Origin of the sequence: Agilicoccus flavus, from assembly GCF_014857905.1 — a bacterium.
Taxonomy (GTDB): domain Bacteria; phylum Actinomycetota; class Actinomycetes; order Actinomycetales; family Dermatophilaceae; genus Agilicoccus; species Agilicoccus flavus.
On record NZ_JACYXE010000018.1, the window covers coordinates 17,055 to 42,936 of the forward strand.

Below are 25,882 nucleotides of genomic sequence, written 5' to 3' on the forward strand. Positions count from 1 at the left end.
GCTACGGTACCTGTGCCGGTTTCGTGCCGGTCCGTGCCGGTCCGTGCCGGTCCGTGCCGGTCCGTGCCGGTTCGCGGCGCGACGGGTCACCGCACCCGCACGAGCACGCGGCCGACGGCGCGGCGCTCGTCGAGGGTGGCCACGGCCTCGGCGGCCTCCTCCAGGGGGAGGACCCGGGCGATCGGGGGGGTGAGTGCGCCCAAGCCGACGAGCGGGACGAGGTCGTGCCACTGCCGCTGCCCGAGGGTGGGGTCGGTGCGCCAGAACTCGAGCAGCGCCGCCCCTATGACCGTCGTGTTCGTCAGCAGGAGCCGGTTGACCCGGACCGTCGGGATCTCGCCGGCGGTGAAGCCCAGCACGACGACGCGCCCCTCCGGCGCGAGGGAACGCAGCGAGTCGGTCATCCGGTCCCCGCCCACGGGGTCGACGACGACGTCGACGCCGCGGCCGCCCGTGAGCCCGCGGGTCTGCTCGAGGAAGCCGTCCGCGGTCACGGTCTCGTGGGCCCCGGCGGCGCGGGCCACCTCGGCCCGATCGGGGGAGGAGACGACCGCGATGACGCGGGCGCCGTACGCCGCGGCGAGCCCGCAGGCGGCGGACCCGACGCCCCCGGCGGCGCCGTGGACGAGCACCGTGTCGCCGTCGCGGAGGCGGGCCCGGTGCACGAGCGCGAAATGGGCGGTGAGGTAGTTGAGGGGGAGGGCGGCCGCGACCTCCGGGGTGACGCCCTCGGGCAGCGCGTACACCCTCGAGACGTCGACCGCGACGGTCTCGGCGAAGCCGCCGACGATCGGCATGGCCGCCACCCGCGTCCCCGCCGGGAGGCCGTGGCACTCCTCGCGCAGGGTTCCGCTCACGTCCCAGCCGGGCGTGTACGGCAGCTCCGGCTTGCTCTGGTAGAGCCCCCGGGTCATGAGCACGTCGGGGAACACGACCCCGGCGACGTCGACGTCGACGAGCACCTGGCCCGGGGCGGCCACGGGCTCCGGGACGTCGGTGACCTCGATGGATCGGGGCCCGTCGAGGGCGGTGACGAGAGCGGCGCGCATGTGACTCTCCTGCCGGGCGACGTGAGGGCGCGCGCGGGGGCGGACGCCGAGGCGCGGGACGGGCCCAGGCCGTGGGCCCACTGTGCCCCACACGGCGCCGGTGCGGGGGCGGCGGCCACCCCTGACGGATGTCACACCCGGGTCGTGAGGTTCGGCCGGGGTGCCCGGGCCCCGGGCGCGCGAGCGTGGTCCCATGACGACGACCTCACTCACCTCCGCCCCGCGCTCCCGGCACAGCCCGCCCGCGATCCAGGTGGCCGACCTGCGCAAGACCTTCCCCGGATCCCGCCGCAGCGGCGGTCCCGTCGAGGCCGTGGCCGGCGTCGACCTCACCATCGGGCGCGGTGAGATCGTCGCCCTGCTCGGCCCCAACGGGGCCGGCAAGACGACGACGCTCGACATGATCCTCGGGTTCACCGCCCCCACCGACGGCACCGTCGCCGTCCTCGGCGGCCCCCCGGCCGACGCGGTCGTGACCGGGCGGATCGCCTCCGTCATGCAGAGCGGCGGGCTGCTGCGGACCCTCACCGTCGGCGAGACGCTGCGCCTCGTGGCGAGCCTGTTCGACCGCACCGACGACATCGAGTCGGTCGCGCGGCGGGCCGGCATCGCCGACCTCCTGGGGCGCCGGGTCGGCAGGTGCTCCGGAGGCGAGCAGCAGCGGCTGCGCTTCGCCCTCGCCCTCCTGCCGGACCCCGAGCTGCTCGTCCTCGACGAGCCCACCACCGGCATGGACGTCGCGGGGCGGCGCCGGTTCTGGGACGCCATCCGCGCCGACGCCTCGCGCGGGCGCACGATCGTCTTCGCGACCCACTACCTCGCCGAGGCCGACGACATGGCCGACCGCATCGTGCTCATGGCGGCCGGTCGCATCGTCGCCGACGGCACCGCCGGCCAGATCAAGGCGCGGGCCCTCGGGCGCAGCGTGCGCGCCACGCTCGACCCCGGCGAGGACGCCGCCCTCCGCGCGTGGCCCGGCGTCGCCGACCTCACCCGTCACGGCGAGGCCGTGACGATCCGGACGAGCGATTCCGACGCCCTCGCCCGGCACCTGCTCACCGCGACGTGCGCGACCGACGTCGAGATCACCTCCGCCGCCCTCGAGGACGCCTTCGTCGACCTGACCGCCGCTCCCGGCCTCGAGGTCACCGACCGCACCTCCACCACCACCGAAGAGGACCCGTCATGACCACCGCCGCCCACGCCCAGGTCCCCCAGTCCGCGCACACCGCCGAGCCCGCTGTCCCCGCCCCGGAGCGCGCCCGCGCCGACGGCCGGCTCAACGCCACCTACTGGCGGATCGAGCTCGTGCGCGTGCTGCACAACCCGTGGATGATCGGGTTCTCGATCCTCATGCCGATCGCGCTCTACCTGCTCTTCGGCGCCGCGCCGGACTACGGCGACATCCGGCTCGCGCACGGCAACGTCGCCGGCAGTATCGCCGCCAACATGGCGCTCTTCGGGGCGATGATGGCGGCCGCCAACGTCGCCGGCTCGGTGGCCGACGAGCGTGGTGTCGGCTGGAACCGGCAGCTCCGCCTCACCCCGCTGCGCCCGAGCGCCTACGTCGCGACCAAGCTGCTCAACGCCCTCATCCTCGGCCTCCTCATCGTCGCGGCGGTGTTCGGCGTGGCGTTCGCGACCGGGGCGGTGCTCGACCCGGCGCGGGCCGCGCTCTGCGTCGCGCTGGCGTGGTTCGGGGGGACGGCGCTCTTCGCCGCCTTCGGCCTCGCCGCCGGCTACCTGTTCACCGGGGAGGCGGTCCTCGGCGTCGTCGGCCCGTTGATGAGCCTGTTCGCCTTCTTCGGCGGGCTGTTCATCCCGCTCGCGACCCTCGGCTCGGTCATGCAGACGCTCGCGCGGTTCACCCCGATGTGGGGGCTGCGGGAGATGATGGACGACACGGTGGCCGGCGACCCGTTCGACCTCGTGGCCCTCGCCAACGTCGTCCTCTGGTTCGCGGTGTTCGCGGGCGTGGCGATGTGGCGGTACCGCACCGTCGCCGGCCGCGAGTGACACGCCCGCGACGGCCCGAGGTGACGACACGCGACGTGGCTCACGACCGCAGGATGCGACCCGAGGGAGCAGAGATGGTGCAGGACATCGGCCCGGTCGCCGCCGAGCGGCGACGCGCCGGACACGCTGAGGAGCGGGGCGGCGCCGACGGCGTCACCCGGGCGCACCCCGAGGCGGGCGAGGGCGGGGACGGAACGCAGGAGGGGCGTCCCCGCACCGACGGGATGTCCCTGTACGCCTGCCTCTTCCTCGTCTTCCTGCTCTTCCCGCTCGTGGAGGCGTGGGGGCGCGGCGGCTGGCACCGCCCGGTCGGCGTGGCCGTCGTCGTCGCCTTCTGCCTCTGGTACGGCGCCGGGTACTACTCCGAGCGCTTCGGCTGGCGCGCCGGTCACGGCCGGCGCCAGCCGGCCATCGCGACGTGGATCACCGGTCTCGTCGTGCTGACGGTGCTGCTCGTCGTGGTGACCGGGTCGTTCGGCGCGGCCGGGATGACGTACGTCGCCTGCGGCGGCGCCGCACTCACCCCCACCCGGCCGGGGCTCGCCATCGTCGCGGGGTCCGGCCTGGTCACGGCCCTTCTCGTCGCCGCCGCGGGCCAGGACCTGCTCGTCGCGGGCTCGGTCGCCGGCTGGGTGCTGCTCATCGGGCTCATGGTGTGGGGATCGGTCGCGGCCGGCCGCCAGCGCGAGGTCGTCCTCGCCGCCCGGGAGGAACGGGCCGAGCTGGCGGTCGAGCTCGAACGCACCCGCCTCGCCCGCGACCTGCACGACATCCTCGGCCACAGCCTCACCGTCATCACGGTCAAGGCCGAGCTCGCGGGCCGCCTCGTCGACCTCGACCCGGAGCGCGCGAAGGCGGAGATCGCCGACCTCGAGCGGCTCTCCCGGGACGCGCTCGCCGACGTGCGCACGACGGTGTCCGACTACCGCACCCTGTCCCTGCCGGTCGAGCTGACCCGGGCGGCGCACGCCCTGGCCGCGGCGGGCATCGCGGCCGACGTGCCGTCCGCGGCCGACGCCGTGCCGACCGGTCTGCGCGACCCGTTCGCGTGGGTGGTCCGGGAGGGCGTCACCAACGTCATCCGCCACTCCGGGGCCGCGACGTGCACGATCACGCTGACGCCGTCGTCGGTCGAGGTCCGCGACGACGGCCGGCTCACCGGCGCGGTGGCGCCCGGGAACGGGCTCACCGGGCTGCGGGAGCGGGCCCGCCAGGCGGGGCTGCGTATCGTGGCCGAACCCGCCCGCCCGCACGGCTTCGTGCTCAGCGCCCAGGAGGACTCGTGACCATCCGCCTGCTGCTCGCCGACGACCAGGCCCTCGTCCGCGGCGCCCTGGCCGCGCTCCTGTCGATGGAGACCGACCTCGAGGTGGTCGCGGAGGTGGGCCGCGGCGACGAGGTCCTGCCCGCCGTGCGCGCCCACCGCCCCGACGTCGTCCTCCTCGACGTCGAGATGCCCGGCCTCGACGGCATCGCGGCGGCGGCCGCCCTGCGCGAGGCCCGGGAGGCCGTGCGGATCCTCATCGTCACGACGTTCGGCCGGCCGGGCTACGTGCGGCGCGGCCTGCGCGCGGGCGCCGACGGCTTCGTCGTCAAGGACACCCCGGCACGGGAGCTCGCCGACGCCGTCCGGCGGGTGCACCAGGGGCTGCGGGTCATCGACCCCACCCTCGCCATGGACTCGATGGTGGCGGGGGACTCGCCCCTGACCGCCCGGGAGGAGGACGTCCTGCGCGAGGCCCGGCGCGGCGGGACGGTGACCGACATCGCGAGGTCGGTCTCGCTGTCGGAGGGCACCGTGCGCAACCACCTGTCGTCGGCGATCGGCAAGACCGGCGCCCGCAACCGCGCCGACGCGGCCCACGTGGCCACCGAGAACGGGTGGCTCTGACCCGTTCGCGACGACCCGCCGTGCCCCGCCGTGAGCCGCCGTGACGGATCCGCCCTCAGCCGTGGGCGTCGGAGCCGGGCGATCCCGCCGCCACGCGGCGCAGGTTGTCGGTCACGGCGCGGTGCCCGACGGTCTCGTAGCCGACGACGTTGACCCACGGCGCGAGCACGACGACGGCGAGCGCGTACGCGACGGGGACCCCCGCCGCGGCGAGGACGATGCCGCCGGCGAGCCCGAGCGCGACGCCCAGCGAGCCGACGACGTGCACGCGGTCCCGTCCCGGCACCAGGTGGTGGTAGAGCCAGAGCGCCGAGAGCCAGAAGACGGCGACGGGCGCCGCGGTCGTCGCGACGACCAGCGCCGGCGTGAGGTGGCCGACGCCCTCCGCGTCGTAGGCCGCGACGTGCAGACCCGCGCCGACGCCCGCGACGGCGGCCAGCAGGGGGATGTGGGCGTAGGTGAAGCTGAGCGCCCGGCCCGGGCGCCGTTCGAGGAGCCAGCCGAACGGGGCGGCGAAGTAGATCCACCACATGCCCATGGTCAGCGTCACGCCGCCGACCGCGAGCACGGCCGCGGCCACGCTCCAGCCCTGGGTCTGGATGAGCGACTGGGTGGAGACGACCGTGCCGACCACCCCCTCGCCGAGCGCGATGATGACGAGCAGCCCGTATCGCTCCGCGATGTGGTGGGCGTGCCACGGGAGGCGGCCGTGCGTGCGGTCGACCGCCCAGGGGCCGCCGACCTCGAGCGCGAAGAGGACGAGGTAGGCCGGCAGCCACACGGCGACGGGCGGGTGCAGCGGGATGAGCGCGACCCACCCGAGCTGGGCCAGCCCCACGACGAGAGCCGACGTCCGGGCCGCCGCGGCGGTCATGGCGACATGGTCCACCAGAGGGGGCGGGAGCGGCCAATCTCCTTCGCGCACATCGGGCGATGCCGTGGGGACGAGGCTCCGGCCGTCGCCGGGTCGATCCCTCACCGCGGGGGGCGGGCCACCTCCGGGTGGGCGTGGCCGAAGTCCTTCACGGCCGCGAGGACGGGCGCGACGTCGCGGCCGGCGTCGGTGAGGCGGTAGGTGACGCTGGTCGGCGGGCCGGGGGAGACGACCCGGTGCGCGAGCCCGCGGGCGCACAGCTCCTTGAGGCGCGCCGACAGGACGCTGTCCGTCGCGCCGGGGACCGCCCGCGAGATCTCGGAGAACCGGTCGTGCCCCGCGAGCATCGCCTCGAGGACGGCCCCCGCCCACGCGCGACCGAGCACGCCCATGACGTCCTCGACGACGGTGCACGAGGTGTCACCGGGGTGTCGCGGGTCCGGGAATCGGGCCTGGGCGTCCATCGTGTCGGCTCCCTCCTCGGATCGGTCTGACTCGCTGGCGAAGCTACTAGGAATATCCTAGCGCCTAGGTTGTTGATAGTGGCGTACCCGAGGGATCTAAACCGAGGAGGACCCCCATGCAGTTCGGCATCTTCACCGTCGGCGACGTCACGACCGACCCGGTGACCGGCCACACGCCCACCGAGCACGAGCGGATCAAGGCGCAGGTCGAGATCGCCCAGCGGGCCGACGAGGTGGGTCTCGACGTCGTCGCCTTCGGCCAGCATCACAACCCGCCGTTCGTCGCGTCGGCGCCCACCACGACGATGGCGTACGTCGCGGCGCAGACGAAGAACATCATGCTCTCGACGTCGACGACCCTCATCACGACGACGGACCCCGTGCGCATCGCCGAGGACTACGGCACCCTGCAGCACCTCACGGACGGCCGGATGGACCTCATGCTCGGCCGCGGCAACACCGGCCCGGTGTACCCGTGGTTCGGCAAGGACATCCGCGACGGCATCGAGCTCGCGGTAGAGAACTACGCGCTGCTGCACCGCCTGTGGCGCGAGGACGTCGTGACGTGGCAGGGCCGGCACCGCACGCCGCTGCAGTCGTTCACGGCGACCCCGCGGCCGCTCGACGGGGTGCCGCCGTTCGTGTGGCACGGGTCGATCCGCAGTCCCGAGATCGCGGAGCAGGCCGCGTACTACGGGGACGGCTTCTTCCACAACCACATCTTCTGGCCCCCGGAGCACACGCGGGAGATGGTGGAGCTGTACCGCAGCCGGTTCGAGCACTACGGGCACGGGTCCGCCGACCAGGCCATCGTCGGCCTGGGCGGGCAGGTGTTCATGAACAAGAACAGCCAGGACGCGATCCGGGAGTTCCGCCCCTACTTCGACCACGCGCCCGTCTACGGCGGCGGGCCGAGTCTCGAGACGTTCATGCGTGAGACGCCGCTCACGGTCGGCAGCCCCGACCAGGTGATCGAGCGCACGCTCGGTTTCCGCGACTACGCCGGCGACTACCAGCGCCAACTGTTCCTGCTCGACCACGCGGGCCTCCCGCTGAAGACCGTCCTCGAGCAGATCGACCTGCTGGGCGAGCACGTCGTGCCGGTGCTCCGCCGCGAGTTCGACGCGTTGCGCCCGGCGCACGTGCCGGAGGCGCCGACGCACGCCTCGCTCGTCGCCGCCCGCGGCGCGCAGGCGGCCGCCCCCGCCTGATCGCCCGTCCGCCCCGCGCCGCGGGAACCGCTTGACAGGAACGGTTCCCGCGGTGGGCCCACCCCTTCGACCACCCCCGAGGAGTCCTCATGACCTACGTCCTGACCGTCGTCACCGCCGGTCTTCGCACACCCAGCTCGACGCGGCTGCTGGCCGACCGCCTCGCGCAGGCGTCCGGCGACGCCCTCCGGCGCCGCGGGCCCGACGTCGACGTCGAGGTCCGGGTCGTCGAGGTGCGCGACCACGCGCACCCCGTCGCCGACGCCCTGCTGACCGGGTTCCCGACCGGCGCGCTCCGGTCCGCCCTGGCCGACGTCGCCGAGGCGGACGCGCTCGTGGTCGTCTCCCCGACGTTCCAGGGCTCGTACAGCGGCCTGTTCAAGTCCTTCGTCGACCTCGTCGAGCCGGGCGTGCTGCGCGGGACGCCGGTGCTGCTCGCGGCCACCGGCGGCTCCGAGCGGCACTCGCTCGTCGTCGAGCACGCGCTGCGCCCGCTCTTCGCCTACCTCGGCGCGGTCGGGGTGCCGACGGGCGTCTACGCCGCCACCGCCGACTTCGGCGGGGACGGCAGCGCGGCCCTCGACGAGCGGATCGCCCGCGCCGCCGGCGAGCTCGCCGCCCTGACCGGCGGCGGTGCCCCCCGCCCGGCGCGGCGCGACGAGTTCGCACAGGTCACGCCGTTCGAGCAGCTGCTCGCCCGGGCCGGCGCCGCCGGCCGCTGAACCGTGACCCGTCTCTTCCCCGGCGCCTCGCCCCGCGGCGCCGACCGGGCCTGAAGGAGGACCCATGATCGAGGAGTTCGACCGGTACACCTACGCGACCCGTCTGTTCGACGAGCGTCGCCACGCCGCGGCCGCCCGCGAGCTCGAGGGCGTCGTCGCGGCCGCGGACGGGCCCGGGGTCGGCGACGCGCCGCTGCTCCTGGCCCGCGCCTACTACCACTCGGCGCAGCTCGCGCGCGCGGAGGCGGCCGCCACCGCCCTCGTCGACCGGGATCCCACCGACGGCCACGCCATGCTCCTGCTCGCGCGCACGCTCCAGCGGCAGGGCCGCCCGGAGCGGGCCGAGCCGTGGCACCGGCGGGCGCAGGCCCTCGGGGTGGAGTGAGGCCCGGCCGGCGGGCGGCAGGCACCGCTGTGGTCGGCACCGTCGGCGGGAGGGCGCCGTCGCGTCGGCGGGGCTACGGTGAGCCCACGACCGATTGGCGACGTAGAGAAGGAGATCCACGATGAGCGACACCTCCTCCGACCAGGCCCCCGCACAGGACATCGCCGAGCAGGCCACCCGGGACGCGAACGACGGCGAGACGTCGACCACCGCGCCCACCTCGGGCGCGGCGGACCCGGGCCAGGCCTCCGACGAGGCGTCCGGCGCCGACGAGGGCTCCGCCGCCGGAGGTGCGGGTGGCGGCAGCGCCGACGTCGAGGGCGATGACGCCGGGGGCAGCGGCAACGGCACCGACGCCGACGACGGCGCGGCCGGCCCCGCCGAGGAGCTCGACCCCGGCGACGACGACCTCACGACGACGGCCGCCGTCGAGTAGGGCGCCGGGCCCGGCGTCCGTCGAGGGACACGACGACACGACGACGGCGGCGGAGGTGGGTCACCCACCTCCGCCGCTGTCGCGCGTCCCCGTCCGGTCAGGCGAGCGCGGCGTCCGAGGTGTCCGGCGTCCGGGTGTCCTCGTCGGCGCGCCACAGGGCCTCGACCTCGGCCGCGACGGCCTCGGCGACCTCCCGCGTGGAGGCGCTCCCACCGATGTCGCGGGTCTTCACGCCCCGGCCGGTGACGTTCTCGATCGCCGCCTCGACGACGCGGGCGGCGTCCGGGTGGCCGAGGTGCTCGAGCATGAGCGCACCGCTGCTGATCGTGCCGATCGGGTTGCAGATGCCCTGGCCCGCGATGTCGGGGGCCGACCCGTGGACCGGCTCGAACATGCTGGGGAAACGACGCTCCGGGTTGATGTTCGCGCTCGCGGCCAGTCCCAGGCTGCCGGCGAGGGCGGAGCCGAGGTCGGAGAGGATGTCGGCGTTGAGGTTGGAGGCGACGACGACCGACAGGTCCTCGGGTTTGAGCACGAACTTGGCGCTCATGGCGTCGACGAGCACGCTCTCGGTCTCCACGTCGGGGTAGTCGGCGGCGACGCGGGCGAAGACCTCGTCCCACAGCACCATCCCGTACTGCTGGGCGTTGGACTTCGTCACGCTGCTCACCTTCTTCACCTCGCGGGTCCGGGCGAGGTCGAACGCGTACCGCATGATGCGCTCGCAGCCCTTCTCGGTGAACAGCGAGCTCTGGATCGCGACCTCGTTGCCGGGGCCGCGGCCGGCGAGGTTGCGCCCGCCGAGGCCGGCGTACTCGCCCTCGCTGTTCTCGCGGACGCACACCCAGTCGAGCTGCGTGTCGTCGGCCTTGCGCAGCGGGCTGAGCACACCGGGCAGGAAGCGGACCGGGCGGATGTTGGCCCACTGGTCGAAGTTCTGGGTGATGTTGAGCCGCAGGCCCCACAGGCTGACGTCGTCCCGGACGTTCTCCCAGCCGACGGCGCCGAAGTAGATGGCGTCGAAGGGCTTGAGCGTCTCGAGACCGTCCTCCGGCATCATCCGGCCGTGCTGGGCGTAGTACTCGCTGCCCCAGTCGAACTCGGTCCAGTCGAAGGAGAAGTCGCCGGCGATCTTGGCCACGACGTCGAGGACGTGGCGGCCCGCGTCGATCACCTCGATGCCGACACCGTCGGCGGGGATCGCGGCGATGCGGTGCGTCGTCGGGGCGGCCGGGCTGGTGGTGGTGGAGGTCATGGATGCTCCTGGAGATCGGGGGTGGCGCGGGCGATGTCGCCAGTCAATCGCGGGCAGTTCGCATAGGTCCAAGACCGATCGGCGATGCGGTCGATCGGCTCGGCCTATGCAACCGGGTCAGACGAGTCCGACGAGGCCGGCGACGATGGGCAGGAAGATGATGATGAGGATCGCGCCGATGATGTCGAAGCTGATGCCGGAGCGGATCATCCGGGTGATGGGGACGACCCCGGACCCGTAGACGATGGCGTTCTGCGGCGTCGAGACGGGCAGCATGAACCCGAACGAGGCCCCGAACGTCGCCGCGAGGGCGGGCACGAAGGGGTCGAGGCCCGCCGCCGTCGCCAACGGGATGATGATGGGCACCGTCACGGCCGCGGCCGCCGTGTTGCTCGTCGTCTCGGAGATGAGGATGGCGAGCAGGACCGCGAAGACCGTCAGCGCGAACGGTGTGGTGACGCCGAACGTGCTCGCCGCGCCCTTGCCGATCGTCTCGGCGAGGCCGGTGTCGTCCAGCAGCGCACCGAAGATGATGCCGGTGCCGAAGAGGATGATCGTGCCCCAGTCGATCTTGGCGGCCTCCTCCCACGACATCGTGAAGCGCCGCTCCGACCAGTCGACGGGCAGCATGAAGAGCAGGCAGGCGCCCGCGACGGCGACGATGCCCTCGTTGAGGCGGCCGGCCACGGCCTCGGCCACCGCGTGGTCGTCCCCGAGGATGACGTTGAGGATCGACGGCAGCAGCCACCCGACGACGGTGAACGTGAACGCGATGATCGTGTTCCGCTCGGCGCGCGAGAGCGGTCCGAGGTGCCGCTTCTGCTCGGCCAGGTACTCGCCGACGCCCTCGAGCTTGCGCACCTCGGGCTTGTTGATGAGCGTGAGGATGATCGCCAGCGCGACGAACATGACGGCGCAGATGGGGAAGGCGATGGCGAACCACTGCCCGAAGTCGATGGTCTTGCCGGTCGCCTCCTCGATGAGGCCGCGGCCGATGAGGTTGGGCGGGGATCCCACCGGGGTGAGCAGGCCGCCGACGCTCGCGGAGTAGGCGAGCATGAGCATGAACGCCGTCGCGATGCGCAGCTTCGTCGGGTCGAAGCCGGGCTCGACGAGGCCGCGCTCCTGCAGGAGCCGCGCGATGACCGCGACGATGCCGATGGCGGTCGGCAGGAGCATCGCGACCGTCGCCGTGTTCGAGACGAACGCCGAGAGCAGACACGTGACGCCGCCGAAGGCGAGGAGCACCCGCATCGTCGTCTTGCCGACGCCCGGCAGGCCCAGCAGCCAGAACGCGATCCGCCGCGCGACGCCGTGCTGCATCATCGCCTGCGCGAGGATGAACGCCCCGATGAACGTGAACACGGTCGTCGAACCGAACGGCTTGAGCACGTCGGCGGCCTTGGCCACGCCGAGGAAGACGATGGCGGCGACGCCGATGAGTCCCCCGATCGGGATCGGGACGGGCTCGGTGATCCACAGGACGATGACGCCGAGGAGGACGGCGGCGAGCGTCTGCTGCGTGCCGTCCATGCCGAGCGGCAGGAAGAAGAAGACGATCGCCACGAGCGGGGCGAGGAACCAGCCGCTCGTCTGCCGAATGCGTTCGACCCGCTCCTCGGTGTCGCTGAGGCGCTCGGACCCGAGCGCGTCGCGGTTGCCCAGCAGGACGGCTTCGACGTCGGTCCAGCCCTCGCGTGAGCGCTGCGTCGGTGAATCGGTGGCCACGGTGCCTCCTCGATCGGTGTCCGGTCACCCTGACCTCTGCAGGTCGTTCGTGTCCAAGACCGGTCGACTCTGCGCCGCATAGGCTCTCGCTATGGACGGCCCTGATCTCGAGACGCGTCAGATGCGGTACTTCCTCGCCGTCGCGGAGCGGGGCTCGTTCACGCGCGCCGCCGACGACCTGCGCATCGCCCAGCCGTCGCTGTCCCAGGCCATCTCGCGGCTCGAGCGGCAGCTCGGGGTGCCCCTGTTCCACCGGGTCGGCCGCCGCATCGTCCTCAGCGACGCGGGTCGTGACCTGCTCGAACCCTGCCGCACGGCCCTGCGGGCCGTCGGGGTCGCGCAGGACGCGGCCCGCAGCGTCGCGACGGCCCGGCTGGGTCGGCTGAGCATCGCGGCGATGCCCGCGGCGGCGATCAGTCCGGGGGTCGACCTCATGTCGAGGTTCACCCGCGATCACCCGGGGGCCGAGCTCACCGTCGTGGCCGGCTGGACCGACGAGGAGATCGCGGACCTCGTCCGGCAGGGGCGCGTCGAGGTGGGGCTCGTGGCCTCGGCGGTGCTGCGCCGCGAACAGGATCTCGCCGTCATCCCGACCGTCGCGCACCGGCTCGTCTTCATCGCCCGTCCGCAGGACGCCCCGCCCGGCGACGGCGAGGTGTCCGCCGGCGACCTGCGAGGGTGCCGTCTCATCACCTCGCGGCGGGGGACGGTCATGCGCCGCTACGTCGACGACGTGCTCGTCGATCACCCCGACGTGGCGATCGTCTGCGAGATCGACCACCGCGCCGCGATCCTCCCGCTCGTCCGCGCCGGGGCGGGGGCGACGATCCTGCCGGCGGCGTACGCGCAGGACGCGACGGCCCTCGGGCTCGTCGTCCGCACCCTGCAGGTCGCCGCGGTCGTGCGGACGGCGGTCGTCTGCCGGCGCGACGACCTCACCCCGCTGGCCGCGGCGTTCGTCCGGCTCGCCGCGGGGGAGGGGCAGCCCGGCCCCGGGCCGACCGACGGGAGCGGCGCCGGGTAAGGGTAGCCTCACGACATGGCTCCCCCGTCCCGCAAGCGCCCCGATCGGCCCGCCCGCAGCGTCACCGTCGTCGGCGCTCGGCGCCTCACGCCGGACCTCGTCCGGGTCGAGTTCACCGGCGAGGACCTCGTGGCCCTGGGTGAGCTCGAGTTCACCGATCACTACGTCAAGCTGCTCTTCCCACCGCCGGGCGCCGACTACACGTGGCCCTTCGAGCCCGCTCGGATCCGTGAGCAGCTTCCGCGCGAGCAGTGGCCGGTGACCCGGACGTACACGATCCGCGCGTTCGACCGCGCGGCGCGGCGGATGACGATCGACTTCGTCGTGCACGGCGACGCCGGCCTCGCGGGGCCGTGGGCGGCCGCCGCCGCGCCGGGGGACGTCATGCAGTTCATGGGACCCGGCGGCGGGTGGGGCCCGGACCCCGCCGCGGACGTGCACCTCCTCGTCGGCGACGAGTCGGCGATCCCCGCCGTGGCGGCGGCGCTCGATGCCCTTCCCGAGGGGGCGCGGGCCCTCGTCCACCTCGAGGTCCGGGACGCCGCGGGGCAGGTGCCTCTTCGCGACCTGCCCGGACTGGCGGTGAACTGGGTCCACCGCGGCGACGCCGCCTACGGCCGGCCGCTGGCGGCGGCCGTGCGCGCCGCCGGCCTGCCCGAGGGCGACGTGCGGGCCTTCGTGCACGGCGAGGCCGAGATGGTGCGTGACCTACGCCGGTTCCTGTTCGTCGAGAACGGCGTGCCCAAGGACCGGGTCTCGATCTCCGGCTACTGGCGCGCCGGCCTGAACGAGGACGGGTGGCAGTCGGGCAAGCAGGAGTTCATGGCCGGGGTCGAGGCGGAGGAGGCCCGGGCCGCCCGTTCGTGAGCGCACCCCGCGCGGCCGCCGAGCGGCTCCCGTGTCGGCGCCCCGCCCCGAGCCCGGCGCGGCCACCGACGCACCGAGCTACGGTGAGGACGCGGCGTGGCCGACCGGCTGCGCGGGGAGGGGAGCGGTGCGCATGGGTACGGGCGGGGCAGGTCACGACGACAGGGGTGTCGCGGGCAACACACGCGACATCGAGAGCGGGATCCACGAGGACTTCCGCGCCGAGATGAGTTACGCCTCCTACCTCGACCTGCCCACGCTGCTGTCGGCCCAGCGACCGGTCAGCGACCCCGAGCACCACGACGAGATGCTCTTCATCGTCCAGCACCAGACCTCGGAGCTCTGGCTCAAGCTCGTCCTGCACGAGCTGCGCTCGGCGATGTCGCTGCTCGCGGACGACGAGATGCGGGTCGCGCTCAAGCGGATCGCCCGGGTCAAGCACATCCAGCGCACCCTCACCGAGCAGTGGTCGGTGCTCGCGACGCTCACGCCGACCGAGTACGCCCAGTTCCGCGGCTTCCTCGGGCACGCGTCGGGCTTCCAGTCGTGGCAGTACCGGGCCGTCGAGTTCGCGCTCGGCAACAAGCACGCCGGGATGCTCGCGGTCCACGAGGCGGACCCCCACGCGCACGACGTCCTGTCGCAGCTGCTCGCGGCGCCGAGCCTGTACGACGAGTTCCTGCGCCACCTGGCGCGTCGCGGCTACGCGATCCCCGCCCGAGTCCTGGAGCGCGACATCACGCGGGCCCACGAGTGCGACGACGAGTTGACGGCCATCTTCACCCGGATCTATGAGCACGCCGACGATCACTGGGACGTCTACGAGGCGTGCGAGGAGCTCGTCGACCTCGAGGACAACTTCCAGCTCTGGCGCTTCCGGCACCTCAAGACCGTCCAGCGCACCATCGGGATGAAGACCGGCACCGGCGGCTCGAGCGGGGTGGGCTTTCTCCAGCGGGCCCTGGACCTCACCTTCTTCCCCGAGCTGTTCGCGCTCCGGACGCAGGTGGGTCGATGAGCGCCGCGGGGCCCGGGGCGAGGCGAGGGGCTGCATCGGGGGCCACGGACAGGGTCACGGACGCGTCCACGCACGGGTCCACCGGTGACGAGGCCCTGCTCGCACGGGCGGCGTCGCTCGACGCCGCCGACCCGCTGGCCGGCTGCCGCGACGCGTTCGTGCCGGCGGGGCAGGGTGAGCACGCGGTCGTCGCCTACCTCGACGGCAACTCGCTCGGCCGCCCGCTGCGGGCCACCGCGGATCGGCTCGACACCCTCGTCCGGCACGGCTGGGGGACCCGGCTCATCCGTTCGTGGGACGAGGAGTGGATGGCGCTGCCGACCCGGCTCGGCGACCGACTCGGCGAGGTCGTGCTCGGCGCCGCCCCGGGCCAATGCGTCGTCGGCGACTCGACGACCGTGCTGCTCTACAAGCTGTTGCGCGCCGGGGTCGCGGACGCCCTGGAGCGGGGGCGGACCGACATCGTCCTCGACACGGAGAACTTCCCCACCGACCGGTACGTCGCGGCGGGCGTCGCCGCCGAGACCGGGGCGACGCTGCGCTGGATCGAGCCCGAACCGGCCCGCGGCGTCACGCCCGACGACGTGGCCGCGGTCGTCGGCGAGCGGACGGGCGTGGTGCTGCTGTCCCAGGTCGCCTACAAGTCGGCCTGGCTCGCGGACCTCCCGGCGATCACCCGCGTCGTCCACGACGCCGGCGGGCTCGTGCTGTGGGACCTGTGCCACTCGGCGGGCGCCGTGCGCGTCGACCTCGACGCCCACGAGGTCGACCTCGCCGTCGGCTGCTCGTACAAGTTCCTCAACGGCGGGCCGGGGGCCCCCGCCTTCGCCTACGTCGCCCGGCGGCACCAGGGTCGCCTGCGCCAACCGATCCAGGGGTGGATGGGGCACGCCGAGCCGTTCGTCATGGGGCCGGACTACCGCGCCGGCGAGGGCATGCGCGGCTTCATCTCCGGGACACCGCCGGTGCTCGGGATGGTCGGGATCGAGGACACCGTCGACCTCATCGAGGCCGTCGGCCTCGACGCCGTCCGGGAGAAGGGCCGCGCGCTCGGCGCCTTCGTCGTCGAGGCCGTCGACGACGTGCTCGCCGACCGCGGCGTCCGGGTCGTCTCACCGCGCGAGGACGAGCGCCGCGGCAACCACGTGACCATCGCGCACCCCCGCTCGCGGGAACTCTGCGCCCGGCTCTGGGGCGAGCACATCGTGCCCGACTTCCGCGAGCCGGACGGGATCCGGCTCGGGCTCGCGCCGCTGAGCACGAGCTACACCGAGGTGGCGCGGGCACTCGTGCGGATCGATCAGCTCCTCGCGCAGGACTCGACCGCGTCGTAGACGGCCGCCACGTGCGGCGAGGTCGGGTCGACGACGTCGAAGTGGTGGGCGCCGGGCAGGACGCGGACGTCGGTGCCGCTCGGCCAGCGGAGATCCGACGAGTCGCCGACCGGCACGACCCCGTCGATGTCGCCGTGCACGACGACGAGGCGGCCGCCCGGGCGAGCGCCCGCCGCCATCCGGCGGGCGGGGTCCAGCCGCGCGTACGCCTCCGGCCGCGCCGCCGGGGTGGCGCCGATCCACTCGACGACCGGTCCGACGCCACCGGAGCGGTCGACGTCGAGGGTGAGGTCCGACAGCGGGGCGAGCGCCACGGCACCGACGGGCGGGAGATCGTCAGCCAGCGCCCGGAGGAGCGCGAGCGTCCCGCCCGCGGAGTGCCCGACGTACGCGACGGGCGGCGTTCCCGTCGACCTCAGGTAGAGGTCGAGCGCGCGGAGATCGTCGACGGCCGCGTCGGGATCACCGGGTCGGCGGCGGTACTCCGCGAGGACGACGTCGAGGCCGCGCTCGGCGAGGCCGGCCGCGAACGGTCGGGCGTGACGGCGATCGGTGCGTGGGCGGAAGTACCCGCCGTGCACGACGACCACCGTGGGGGCGTCGTCGGTGCCGAACCGCTCGGCGACCTGGTCGGGTTCGTCCCCGTACGCGAACGACGTCCCGGTGGGCGCGCTCGCGAGCAGGCGGGCGAGCGCGAGGTCCTCGGCCTCGGCGACGTCGGCGGGCGCCGGCGACGCGACAACCGACTCCGGCGGCGGGGTCGACGTGGCTGATGTGGCCCGGCCCTGGTGTGCGTCCGACGTGGTGGGCAACTCTGCTCGTGAGGTCGAGGTCGAGGTCGAGGTCGAGGTCGAGGGCGATCGGCGCCCGCGGCGCCGCAGCAGCACGACGGCGACGACGACGGCCATGCCGGCGGCGGCCGCGGCCCACGGTGAGGTCGCGGCGAGCGAGAGAGCCGCAGCGACGGCGGCCAGCCCCACGGTCGCGTACAGCACGGCCCAGAAGACGGCCCCCAGGGCGAGGGCGGGTACGTAGCGCCGCAACGGCACCCGCGTCGCGCCGGCGCTGAGGTTGATCGCCGTCTGCACGCCCACGGTGAGGAACGAGAAGGGGACGGCGAACACGCCCCAGCGGGCGGCGAACGACTCCGCCCGGCGCATGGTCGGGCCGTCGAGGCGGGCCCGCAGCCGCTGCGCCCGGCGGCCGCCGGCGACGGCCGCGCGCCCGACGGCGTACGTGGCGCCGCCGCGGGTGAACGCGATGACGAACAGGACGGCCAGCAGTCCGGCGAACGGGAGCTCGTGCAAACCGAGAGGGAGCTCCTCGTCCGCCGCGACCCTCACGGGCGGCCCCCGAGGGCGAGGAACGCGTCGAGGGGCCCGGCCCACGCCGCGGCCACCTCGTCCACCTGCGCGGCGAGCGCGTCGACGACGGGGCGATCGGCCGGTCCGCCCCACGTCCGCGCCTGCTCGGCGACGGCCTCGGGGTGCACCTGGAGGCCCCAGGCCCGCCGGGCGAAACGGACGATCTGCGGGCGGCCGGTCGACGACGTCGCGAGGACGGCCGCGTCCGGCGGCAGGACGACGGCGACGTCCTCGTTCCACTGCAGCACGGGGGCCCGCTGCGGCAGCGAGCCGAACACGGCGTCGGCTGTGCCCGCCGTGCTGACCTCGACGACGGCGCAGACGCGCCCGTCGGGGGAGCGGCGCACCGCGCCGCCGAGGGCCACGGTGAGGAGCTGGTGCCCGAGGCACACGCCGAGCACGGGCGCCCCGTCGTGCACCGTCGCCGCGAGCAGCCCCTTCGTCGCCGTCAGCCACGGGTGGGCCGCGTCGTCGTGCGCGCCCATCGACCCGCCGAGGACGATCAGCCCGTCGACGCCGTCGGGCAGACGGGTGGGCACGGTCTCGCCCGCGAACGGCCGGACGAACCGTAGCCCGACACCGACCTCCTTCGCCCGGTCGGCGATGAGGCCGGCCCCGCAGTTCGTCTCCGGCTGGACGCAGAGGTAGGCCCCCGGCACCGTCAGGACCTGACCCGGCGCCGCGACAGGAACCGCTCGATGCGTCCGATCGCGTCCTGCAGGTCCTCGACCCGCGGCAGGGTGACGATGCGGAAGTGGTCGGGCCGCGGCCAGTTCAACCCGGTGCCCTGGACGACGAGCACCTTCTCCTCCGAGAGGAGTTCGAGGGCGAACCGCTCGTCGTCGTCGATGGGGTAGACGGCGGGGTCGAGGCGGGGGAAGCAGTACAGCGAGCCCATGGGGGTCGTCGTCGACACCCCGGGGATCTGGTTGAGCAGCTCGACGGCGGCGTTCCGCTGCTCGAGCAGCCGCCCCCCGGGGAGGATGAGGTCGGTGATGCTCTGCCGGCCGCCGAGCGCCGTCGCGATCGCGTGCTGGGCCGGGTGGTTCGCGCACAGCCGCATGTTCGCGAGCATCGAGATGCCCTCGAGGTAGCTGCGGGCGTGCTCCTTGGGCCCGGAGATGACGAGCCATCCGCTGCGGAACCCGGCGACCCGGTACGACTTGCTCAGCCCGTTGTAGGTGAGGCACAGCAGGTCCGGCGCGAGGCTCGCGAGCGGGACGTGCTTGGCGTCGTCGTAGAGGATCTTGTCGTAGATCTCGTCCGAGAGCAGGAGCAGGTCGTGCTGTCGGGCCAGCTCGACGATCTGCTCGAGGACCTCGCGCGAGTACACGGCCCCGGTCGGGTTGTTCGGGTTGATGACGAGCAGCGCGCGGGTGGCCGGCGTGATCTTGGAGCGCAGGTCGTCGAGGTCGGGCGCCCAGTCGGCGCCCTCGTCGCACAGGTAGTGGACGGGGCGGCCACCGGCCAGCGAGACCGAGGCGGTCCACAGCGGGTAGTCCGGCGCCGGGATGAGCACCTCGTCGCCGTTGTCGAGCAGCGCCTGCATCGTCATCGTGATGAGCTCGCTCACCCCGTTGCCGAGGTAGACGTCGTCGACGTCGAGCCCCTCGATGCCCTGCTCCTCGTAGTGCTGCACCACCGCGCGCCGCGCCGCCGGCAGCCCCTTGCTGTCGGCGTAGCCCTGCGCCGTGGGCAGCGCCGTCTTGATGTCGACGAGGATCTCGTCGGGGGCGTCGAAACCGAACGGCGCCGGGTTCCCGATGTTGAGCTTGAGGATGCGGTGCCCCTCGTCCTCCATGCGCTTGGCCTGGGCGAGGACCGGGCCGCGGATCGCGTAGTGGACGTCGTCGAGCTTGTGGGACTGGTGGATGGGCCGCATCCCGGCATCATCCCACCCGCGCCGGCCGGCCCGACGCCGCGGCTCGCCCGCGCCCGCCGGCGCCGCCGCGCGGCCGCCGTCGTGGTCCGGATCGTCGCTCTGACATGGGTTTTCGCCCGCTGTCACCGGCTGTCCGCAAAATCCTTCGATCCGTCCGGGTGCCGTCGATAGGAAGCGCGGAACGTGGTGGGCGGCGGAGGAGGGGCCGCCGCCCACCACGGCTCCCTCAGCCGCCGTCGGGCGTGGCCCCGCTCGCTGCGGCGGCCTGCGCGATGCGATGCGCGAGCTCCACGTCGAGCTGGGTGAGACCGCCCGCGTCGTGCGTCGACAGTCCCCACGTCGTGGTCGTCCAGCGGATGTCGATGTCGGGGTGATGGTTCATCTGTTCCGCCTCGTCGGCCACGCGCGTGACGAGGCCGATCGCGTCGAGGAACGCGGGGGAGCGGTAGCTCGCCCGGATCGTGTCACCGTCCCGGCTCCAGCCCGGGAGGTCCTCCAGCGCGCGGCTGATCTCGTCGTCGTCCAGGAGTCGGCTCATGCGCCCGAGTCTGCCGAACGTCCCGGGGGGTTGTCACCGGTCCGGCCGATCGTCTCGGGTTCCGCGTCCGACGCCGCGCGCCGGCGCGGCGTGATCGTCCCCGCGGCGATCTCCTCGACCCAGTGGCACGCCACCCGGTGCGAGCTCGCACCCGGGCCGCCCCGCCGTGTCGGGTCTGCGTCGCCGGCCACCGACCGCCCGGTGACGTCGACCACCCGCAGCTCGGGTCGTTCGTCGTCGCAGCGCGTCTCCTGCCGCCACGGGCAGCGGGTGTGGAAGCGGCACCCGGACGGCGGGGCCGCCGGACTCGGGAGGTCGCCCGAGAGGAGGATCTGCTCTCGGACGTCCTCCACCTCGGGGTCGGGGACGGGCACGGCCGACATGAGGGCCCGCGTGTACGGGTGCAGCGGGGCCTCGTACAGGGAGTCCGCGTCGGCCTCCTCGACGAGGGAACCGAGGTACATGACCCCGATGACGTCGCTGATGTGGCGGACGACGGCGAGGTCGTGGGCCACGACGAGGTAGGTGAGCCCCAGCTCGTCCTGCAGGTCCTCGAGGAGGTTGACGACCTGCGCCTGGACCGACACGTCGAGGGCGCTGACGGGCTCGTCGGCGACGATGAGCTTGGGGTTCACCGACAGGGCCCGGGCGATGCCGATGCGCTGCCGCTGGCCGCCCGAGAACTCGTGCGGGTACTTGCGTAGCGCCGCGGTCGGCAGACCCACGGCGGCCATGAGCTCGCGCAGGCGGGTCCGCGTGTCCTGGCCCTTCGTCAACCCGTGCGCCGACATGCCCTCGAGGAGCAGCGACTCGATGGTCTGGCGGGGGTCGAGGCTGCCCAGGGGGTCCTGGAAGATCATCTGCATGTCCTGCCGGCGGCGGCGCAGCTCCTCACCCTTGAGCGAGGCCACGTCGACGCCGTCGAACACGACGCTGCCCTCGGTCAGCTCCTCCAGCCGCAGCAGGGCACGCCCGAACGTCGACTTGCCGCAGCCGGACTCGCCCACGAGGCCGTACGTCCGGCCGCGCGGGATGTCCATGTCGATGCCGTCGACGGCGTAGACGTGGCCGACGGTGCGGTCGAGGACGATCCCGCGCTTGATCGGGAAGTGCACCTTGAGGCCGCGGACCCGGACGAGGACGTCGCCGTCCGTCCCCTCACCGGCGGGCCCGTCGGGCTCCCGGCCCGGGCGGTGCTCCTGGGCGTGCTCACGCTCGCGCTGCTGCTCCCGCTCCCCAGAGCGATCGTGGTCGTGGCCGTCGTGTCCGGCGGCGCGGGCGGGGCTCATCGGGACTCCTGTCCGGGCTCGACGGGGTGGTGGCAGCGCAGCGCCCGGGGGAGGCCGCCCGGGGCCGACGGCGCCGCCTCGTCGGTGACGAGCTCGGGCGTCACCTCGCGGCACGCGGCCACCGGGCGGTCGCACCGGGGCGCGAAGGCGCAGGCGTGGTCCCACGGGATGTTGTCGGCGACGGATCCCGGCACGGGCGACAGCCGCTGGCCCCGGGGCGCGTCGAGCCGCGGGATCGAGGCGAGCAGCCCGTTCGTGTACGGGTGCCGCGGGGTCGCGAAGAGCTCGTGCCGGTCGGCCCGTTCGACGATCCGACCGCCGTAGAGGACGTTGACGCGGTCGCACAGCCCCGCGACGACGCCGAGGTCGTGCGTGATCATGACGAGCGCCGTGCCCGAGTCCTGCACGAGCTCCTTGAGCAGCGCGAGGATCTGCGCCTGGATCGTCACGTCGAGGGCGGTCGTCGGCTCGTCGGCGATGAGCAGCCGGGGCCGGCAGGCGAGGGCCATGGCGATGAGCGCCCGCTGGCGCATGCCGCCCGAGAGCTGGTGCGGGTACTCGGACAGGCGGCGGTCGGGGTCGGGGATGCCCACCTTGCTCAGCAGCTCGCGCGCCTGGGGGCGCGCCTTGGCGCGGGACAGGCCCACGTGGCGCTCGATGACCTCGCTGACCTGCACCCCGATGGGGACCACCGGGTTGAGCGAGCTCAGGGGGTCCTGGAAGATCATCGCGATGTCCCGGCCGCGCCGGTCCCGCAGCTGCCGCGGCGAGAGGGACAACAGGTCGATGCCCTCGAAGTCCACCCGGCCGGTGACCGTGTTCCCGCGCTTGGGCAGCAGCCCCATGATCGCGAGGGACGTGACGGACTTCCCGCAGCCGGACTCGCCCACGAGGCCCACGGTCTGGCCGGCGCGGACGTCGAAGCTGACGTCGTCGACCGCGACGAAGTCCTCCTCGCCCTGGCGCCGGAACCGGACGGTGAGGTTCCGCACCGACAGCAGGGGCCCCGTCGCGTCGGAGCGTCCGGCCGCGGCCGGGTCGTGCACGGCGGGGCCGTCGGCGGGGGCGGTCGGGTGGCGGCGATCGGGTGGGGACGCAGCGGTGCTCACGTCTTACCTCCGGCTCTTCGGGTCGAGGGCCTCGCGCAGGGACTCGCCCATGAGCGTGAAGCCGAGGGCGACGACGATGATGCACGCCGCGGGGTAGAACGCGAGGTGGGGGTAGCCGGCCAGGTAGGTCTGCGCGGCGCCGAGCATCTGCCCCCACTCGGGCACGCGGTCGTCGGGGTTGCCGAGGCCGAGGAACGACAGGGCGGCGGCGTCGATGATCGCCGTCGCCACGACGAGGGTGGCCTGGACGATGACCGGCCCCAGGGCGTTGGGCAGCATGTGCCGGAACACGATCGGGGCCGGCTTGACGCCGAGGGCACGGGCCGCGAGGACGTGGTCGCTGTGCCGCTGCGCGAGCATCGACCCGCGCAGCAGGCGGGCGAAGATCGGCACCTGCACGATGGCGATGGCGAGGATCACCGTCCACTGCGACGGGCGTGCCGCGATGGCGGCGATGCTGAACGCCATGAGCAGGCTGGGGATGCTGAGCATGACGTCGACGACGCGCATGACGAGGGAGTCGATCCACCCGCCGAACGCCCCGGCGAGGGTGCCCAGGGTGAGGCCGCCGATCAGCCCGCCCAGCGTCGCGAACACGCCCACGTAGAGCGTCTGCCGACTGCCGACGAGCAGGCGCGAGAGCAGGTCCCGGCCTGCCTGGTCGCCGCCGAGCGGGAAGCCGGGCTGCGGCCCGGGGATGGGGTTGGTCTGCTGACGCACCTGGCTGAGCAGCAGGCCCGCGCTGGGGTCGTGCGGCGCGACGAGCGGCGCGACGAGCGCGAGGATCACGAAGAGGACGACGATCGTCGCGCCCGCGAGGAAGACGACGTTGCGGCGCAGACGCCGCCACGCGCTCGCGACGAGACTGACGCCGGCGCGGTCGTCGACGGTCCCGGCGGAGGCGACCTCGGTGTCGGGCGCGTCGTCCCGGCGGGCGCCGGCGCGCGCGAGGGAGTCGATCCGCTCCTTCTTGCGCGCTCCGAGACCGCCGCGGGGGTGCGGACGGGGGTCGTTCACGGGGCTCACCTCCTCACCGCGTCCGGACGCGGGGGTCGATCACGGCATAGAGGACGTCGACGATCAGATTGACGAGGACGTAGATCGCGGCGGCCGCGAGGATGAGGACCTGCAGCACCGCGTAGTCGCGCTGCTCGAACGAGAGGGCGAGTGCCTCGCCGATCCCGCCGAACGAGAACACCCGCTCGGTGAGGACCGCCCCCGCGAGGAGGGCGCCGATCTGCAGGCCGATGGTGGTCACGACCGGCAGCATCGCGTTGCGCAGGACGTGTCGGCCGCGGATGACGCGGTTGGTCAGTCCCTTGGCCTCGGCGGTGCGGACGTAGTCCTCGTCGAGCACCTCGAGCACCGAGGCCCGGGTGATCCGGAAGATGACGGCGAACGGGATGGTGGCGAGTGCCACGGCCGGCAGGACGAGGTGGGCGAGGGCGTCGAGCGCGGCGTCCCACTCGCGGGTGATGAGCCCGTCGAGGACGAAGAAGCCGGTGACCCGCGTCGCGTCGAGCCCGCCGCTCTGGCGCCCCGACACCGGCAGCCAGTGCAGCTCGATCGCGAAGACGTACTTGAGCAGGAACGCGAGGAAGAAGACGGGGACGGCGACCCCGATGAGGGAGACGACGATGCTCGAGGTGTCGAGGGCGCTGCCGCGCCGCCGGGCCGCGAGGTAGCCGAGCGGGATGGCCAGCGCGACGGCGATGATCATCGCGAACAGGCTGAGCTCGATCGTCGCGGGGAGGCGATCGAGGAAGATCTTCAGCGCGTCCGTGCCGGGCAGGACCCCCGTGGAGGGGCCGAAGTTGCCGGAGGCGGCGCGGGAGAGGAACTTGACGTACTGCATCCACAGCGGTTGGTCGAGGCCGAGCTCCGCCTCCAGGGCGGCCCGGGTCTCGGGGGTGGCGCGTTCGCCGAGCAGCGCGGACACGGGGCCGCCGGGCAGGGACCGCAGCCACGCGAAGAGCAGGACCGAGAGGACGAGGACGACCCCGACCATCTGGATGAGTCGGCGCACGATGTAGCGGGCCACGAGACCTCCTGGGCCGGGCGGGTGCGAACGGGCGGGCGTCGGGAACGGGCCGGACGGGCGGTCCGACGGCGGGTGGGTCGAGCCCGCCCACGACCGGGGCGGGGCGCGGGGTAGTCCCCGGACCCACGCTCTCCGCCCCCCGACGACGCGGCACGCGCCGCCGGGGGACGGGGAGGAGGAAGGCGCGTCAGCCCACCTTGACCTGCCAGAACTTCTCGTCCGTCAGGGGGCTCGGGGTGATGCCCGAGACGTTCTTCCCGACGACGAGGGCGGGCGGGCTGTGGCTGATCGGCGCCGCCGGCAGGTACTCGGTCATGATCTGCTGGTTGAGCTTTTCGTACATGGTCTTGCGCTTGGCCTGGTCCGGCTCGGAGTCGGCGGCCTGCAGGGCCTTGCTCAGCGTCGGGCCCCACGGGTAGTTCTTCGTGGCGAACCGGTTGGTCGTGTCACCGAAGAACGTGCCGATGAAGTTGTCCGGCGTGTTGTAGTCGCCGGTCCACCCGAGCAGGAACGCGGGGGCCTGGCCGGCGTCGACCTGGTCGAGGTAGCCACCGTTCCACGGCTTGGTGACCGGGTTGACCTTGACGCCGGCGGCCTCGAGGTCGGTGCGGATCGCCTCGAAGATCTTCTGCGGCGCCGGCATGTAGGGGCGGGTCACCTCGGAGGGGTACCAGACGTCGAGGGTCATCCCCGCGGCGCCGGCCTCGGTGAGCATCGCCTTGGCCTTGGCCGTGTCGTGGGCCGGGACCTGCAGGCTCGAGTTGTAGCCCTCGACGGTGTCGGGGATGAACTGCGAGGCCGCCTTGGCGCCGTCCGGGAGCTGCGTCTTGACGATCTGCTCGCGGTTGACCGCCATCATGAGGGCCTGGCGGACCTTGAGGTCCTTGAGCTTGGGGTTCTTCGTCGCGTTGAACCCGAGGTAGAGGACGTTGAACGCCGGGCGGACCATGACCTGGTTGCCCTCGGACTTCAGCGCCTCCCAGTCGACGGGGTTCGGGAAGTCGTAGCCCTGGATGCTGCCGGCCTGGAGTTCCTGGCGGCGCACCGTCTCGTCGGGGATGATCTTGAAGACGATCTTCGACAGCGTGGGCTTCTCGCCCCAGTAGGAATGAGGCTTATTCACCGCAGCTCAAGCACCCAATAAGGACGGCATGAACCACAATTAAAGCAGAGGCAAGGCGCGGCGCGCCTACATGACGGACGGCTCCTTTCTTGACACGATTTGGGTTACCACACTCAAACGTAGAAAGAAGCCGTCCGTGGACTATCATAGCACCGGCCTGGGGAAGCGTCAGATCAACTGGCTGTGTGAACGAATAAAAGACATGGCCAGTGACGCGTGGCCGCCATCCCTGGGCCTGCGCCGCAGCGTCATCATCACGCTG

26 protein-coding genes are annotated in these 25,882 nt (G+C 73.4%); 12 read left to right on the top strand and 14 right to left on the bottom strand.

What is annotated here, in order from left to right:
* Positions 1-86: 86 nt before the first annotated feature.
* On the bottom strand, positions 87-1,049 hold the full coding sequence (locus ICW24_RS18250) for an NADPH:quinone oxidoreductase family protein (protein WP_226347158.1): 963 nt from the start codon (positions 1,047-1,049) through the stop codon (positions 87-89).
* Between the two features lie 193 nt (positions 1,050-1,242).
* Here ICW24_RS18250 and ICW24_RS18255 point away from each other — a divergent pair, with 193 nt between their 5' ends.
* The 4 genes from ICW24_RS18255 to ICW24_RS18270 all read left to right on the top strand — a co-directional run bounded on the left by ICW24_RS18255 (position 1,243) and on the right by ICW24_RS18270 (position 4,956).
* A complete protein-coding gene (locus ICW24_RS18255; protein ID WP_226347159.1) occupies positions 1,243-2,238 on the top strand; it encodes an ABC transporter ATP-binding protein in 996 nt (331 codons plus the stop codon).
* Positions 2,235-3,065 carry an ABC transporter permease gene (locus tag ICW24_RS18260; protein WP_226347160.1) on the top strand — a complete coding sequence of 277 codons (831 nt, stop codon included), beginning with the start codon at positions 2,235-2,237 and terminating at the stop codon, positions 3,063-3,065. Before ICW24_RS18255 ends, ICW24_RS18260 begins: the two co-directional genes overlap by 4 nt.
* Positions 3,066-3,139: 74 nt before the next feature.
* Entirely contained in the window at positions 3,140-4,351 is a 1,212-nt protein-coding gene (locus ICW24_RS18265) for a sensor histidine kinase (protein WP_226347161.1), read from the top strand.
* On the top strand, positions 4,348-4,956 hold the full coding sequence (locus ICW24_RS18270; protein ID WP_226347162.1) for a response regulator transcription factor: 609 nt from the start codon (positions 4,348-4,350) through the stop codon (positions 4,954-4,956). The genes ICW24_RS18265 and ICW24_RS18270 overlap by 4 nt, the downstream gene beginning before the upstream one ends.
* Positions 4,957-5,011: 55 nt before the next feature.
* Here the strand turns inward: ICW24_RS18270 and ICW24_RS18275 are convergent, their stop codons facing one another.
* The gene (locus tag ICW24_RS18275; RefSeq protein WP_226347163.1) at positions 5,012-5,830 is read right to left on the bottom strand and encodes a low temperature requirement protein A; all 819 of its coding nucleotides are present in this window, start codon (positions 5,828-5,830) and stop codon (positions 5,012-5,014) included.
* A gap of 101 nt (positions 5,831-5,931) precedes the next feature.
* Positions 5,932-6,294: a winged helix-turn-helix transcriptional regulator gene (locus ICW24_RS18280; protein WP_226347164.1), complete on the bottom strand. Its 363-nt coding sequence runs from the start codon at positions 6,292-6,294 to the stop codon at positions 5,932-5,934.
* 116 nt (positions 6,295-6,410) lie between these two features.
* Here ICW24_RS18280 and ICW24_RS18285 point away from each other — a divergent pair, with 116 nt between their 5' ends.
* The 4 genes from ICW24_RS18285 (at position 6,411) to ICW24_RS18300 (ending at position 9,048) form a co-directional block, all read left to right on the top strand.
* The gene (locus tag ICW24_RS18285; RefSeq protein ID WP_226347165.1) at positions 6,411-7,505 is read left to right on the top strand and encodes an LLM class flavin-dependent oxidoreductase; all 1,095 of its coding nucleotides are present in this window, start codon (positions 6,411-6,413) and stop codon (positions 7,503-7,505) included.
* 89 nt (positions 7,506-7,594) lie between these two features.
* Positions 7,595-8,227, top strand: coding sequence for a CE1759 family FMN reductase (locus tag ICW24_RS18290; protein WP_226347166.1), 633 nt, complete (start codon positions 7,595-7,597; stop codon positions 8,225-8,227).
* A gap of 64 nt (positions 8,228-8,291) precedes the next feature.
* A complete protein-coding gene (locus tag ICW24_RS18295; RefSeq protein WP_226347167.1) occupies positions 8,292-8,612 on the top strand; it encodes a tetratricopeptide repeat protein in 321 nt (106 codons plus the stop codon).
* A 121-nt stretch (positions 8,613-8,733) separates the two neighbouring features.
* Entirely contained in the window at positions 8,734-9,048 is a 315-nt protein-coding gene (locus ICW24_RS18300) for a hypothetical protein (RefSeq protein ID WP_226347168.1), read from the top strand.
* 97 nt (positions 9,049-9,145) lie between these two features.
* Here ICW24_RS18300 and ICW24_RS18305 read toward each other — a convergent pair whose 3' ends face one another.
* Both ICW24_RS18305 and ICW24_RS18310 read right to left on the bottom strand, forming a co-directional pair.
* Complete coding sequence (locus ICW24_RS18305) at positions 9,146-10,303, bottom strand: tartrate dehydrogenase (RefSeq protein WP_226347169.1); 1,158 nt, start codon at positions 10,301-10,303, stop codon at positions 9,146-9,148.
* Between the two features lie 117 nt (positions 10,304-10,420).
* Positions 10,421-12,031 (bottom strand): SLC13 family permease, encoded by a 1,611-nt coding sequence (locus ICW24_RS18310; protein WP_226347170.1) that lies wholly within the window; start codon positions 12,029-12,031, stop codon positions 10,421-10,423.
* A gap of 91 nt (positions 12,032-12,122) precedes the next feature.
* On the opposite strand from ICW24_RS18310, the gene ICW24_RS18315 reads away from it, so the two are divergent.
* The 4 genes from ICW24_RS18315 to ICW24_RS18330 all read left to right on the top strand — a co-directional run bounded on the left by ICW24_RS18315 (position 12,123) and on the right by ICW24_RS18330 (position 16,274).
* Positions 12,123-13,055, top strand: a complete 933-nt coding sequence (locus ICW24_RS18315) for a LysR family transcriptional regulator (protein WP_226347171.1) — start codon at positions 12,123-12,125, stop codon at positions 13,053-13,055.
* Between the two features lie 15 nt (positions 13,056-13,070).
* Entirely contained in the window at positions 13,071-13,922 is an 852-nt protein-coding gene (locus tag ICW24_RS18320; RefSeq protein WP_226347172.1) for a siderophore-interacting protein, read from the top strand.
* A gap of 133 nt (positions 13,923-14,055) precedes the next feature.
* On the top strand, positions 14,056-14,940 hold the full coding sequence (kynA, locus tag ICW24_RS18325; RefSeq protein WP_226347173.1) for a tryptophan 2,3-dioxygenase: 885 nt from the start codon (positions 14,056-14,058) through the stop codon (positions 14,938-14,940).
* Positions 14,937-16,274 carry a kynureninase gene (locus ICW24_RS18330; protein ID WP_226347174.1) on the top strand — a complete coding sequence of 446 codons (1,338 nt, stop codon included), beginning with the start codon at positions 14,937-14,939 and terminating at the stop codon, positions 16,272-16,274. The genes kynA and ICW24_RS18330 overlap by 4 nt, the downstream gene beginning before the upstream one ends.
* On the opposite strand, the gene ICW24_RS18335 is transcribed toward ICW24_RS18330, so the two are convergent.
* The 9 genes from ICW24_RS18335 to ICW24_RS18375 form a co-directional block, all read right to left on the bottom strand.
* Positions 16,241-17,581 (bottom strand): alpha/beta hydrolase fold domain-containing protein, encoded by a 1,341-nt coding sequence (locus tag ICW24_RS18335; RefSeq protein ID WP_226347175.1) that lies wholly within the window; start codon positions 17,579-17,581, stop codon positions 16,241-16,243. The two genes, ICW24_RS18330 and ICW24_RS18335, sit on opposite strands and share 34 nt — an antisense overlap.
* Positions 17,582-17,613: 32 nt before the next feature.
* Positions 17,614-18,297: a type 1 glutamine amidotransferase gene (locus tag ICW24_RS18340; RefSeq protein WP_226347176.1), complete on the bottom strand. Its 684-nt coding sequence runs from the start codon at positions 18,295-18,297 to the stop codon at positions 17,614-17,616.
* Positions 18,298-18,299: 2 nt separating this feature from the next.
* Positions 18,300-19,520, bottom strand: a complete 1,221-nt coding sequence (locus tag ICW24_RS18345; RefSeq protein ID WP_226347177.1) for a pyridoxal phosphate-dependent aminotransferase — start codon at positions 19,518-19,520, stop codon at positions 18,300-18,302.
* A gap of 226 nt (positions 19,521-19,746) precedes the next feature.
* Positions 19,747-20,058: a 4a-hydroxytetrahydrobiopterin dehydratase gene (locus ICW24_RS18350; protein WP_226347178.1), complete on the bottom strand. Its 312-nt coding sequence runs from the start codon at positions 20,056-20,058 to the stop codon at positions 19,747-19,749.
* A complete protein-coding gene (locus ICW24_RS18355) occupies positions 20,055-21,347 on the bottom strand; it encodes an ABC transporter ATP-binding protein (RefSeq protein ID WP_226347179.1) in 1,293 nt (430 codons plus the stop codon). The genes ICW24_RS18350 and ICW24_RS18355 overlap by 4 nt, the downstream gene beginning before the upstream one ends.
* Positions 21,344-22,393: an ABC transporter ATP-binding protein gene (locus ICW24_RS18360; protein ID WP_226347183.1), complete on the bottom strand. Its 1,050-nt coding sequence runs from the start codon at positions 22,391-22,393 to the stop codon at positions 21,344-21,346. Before ICW24_RS18360 ends, ICW24_RS18355 begins: the two co-directional genes overlap by 4 nt.
* A gap of 66 nt (positions 22,394-22,459) precedes the next feature.
* Positions 22,460-23,482, bottom strand: coding sequence for an ABC transporter permease (locus ICW24_RS18365; protein ID WP_372361031.1), 1,023 nt, complete (start codon positions 23,480-23,482; stop codon positions 22,460-22,462).
* A 4-nt stretch (positions 23,483-23,486) separates the two neighbouring features.
* The gene (locus ICW24_RS18370) at positions 23,487-24,497 is read right to left on the bottom strand and encodes an ABC transporter permease (protein WP_226347181.1); all 1,011 of its coding nucleotides are present in this window, start codon (positions 24,495-24,497) and stop codon (positions 23,487-23,489) included.
* A gap of 187 nt (positions 24,498-24,684) precedes the next feature.
* Positions 24,685-25,620 carry an ABC transporter substrate-binding protein gene (locus tag ICW24_RS18375; protein ID WP_226347182.1) on the bottom strand — a complete coding sequence of 312 codons (936 nt, stop codon included), beginning with the start codon at positions 25,618-25,620 and terminating at the stop codon, positions 24,685-24,687.
* Positions 25,621-25,882 lie beyond the last annotated feature (262 nt).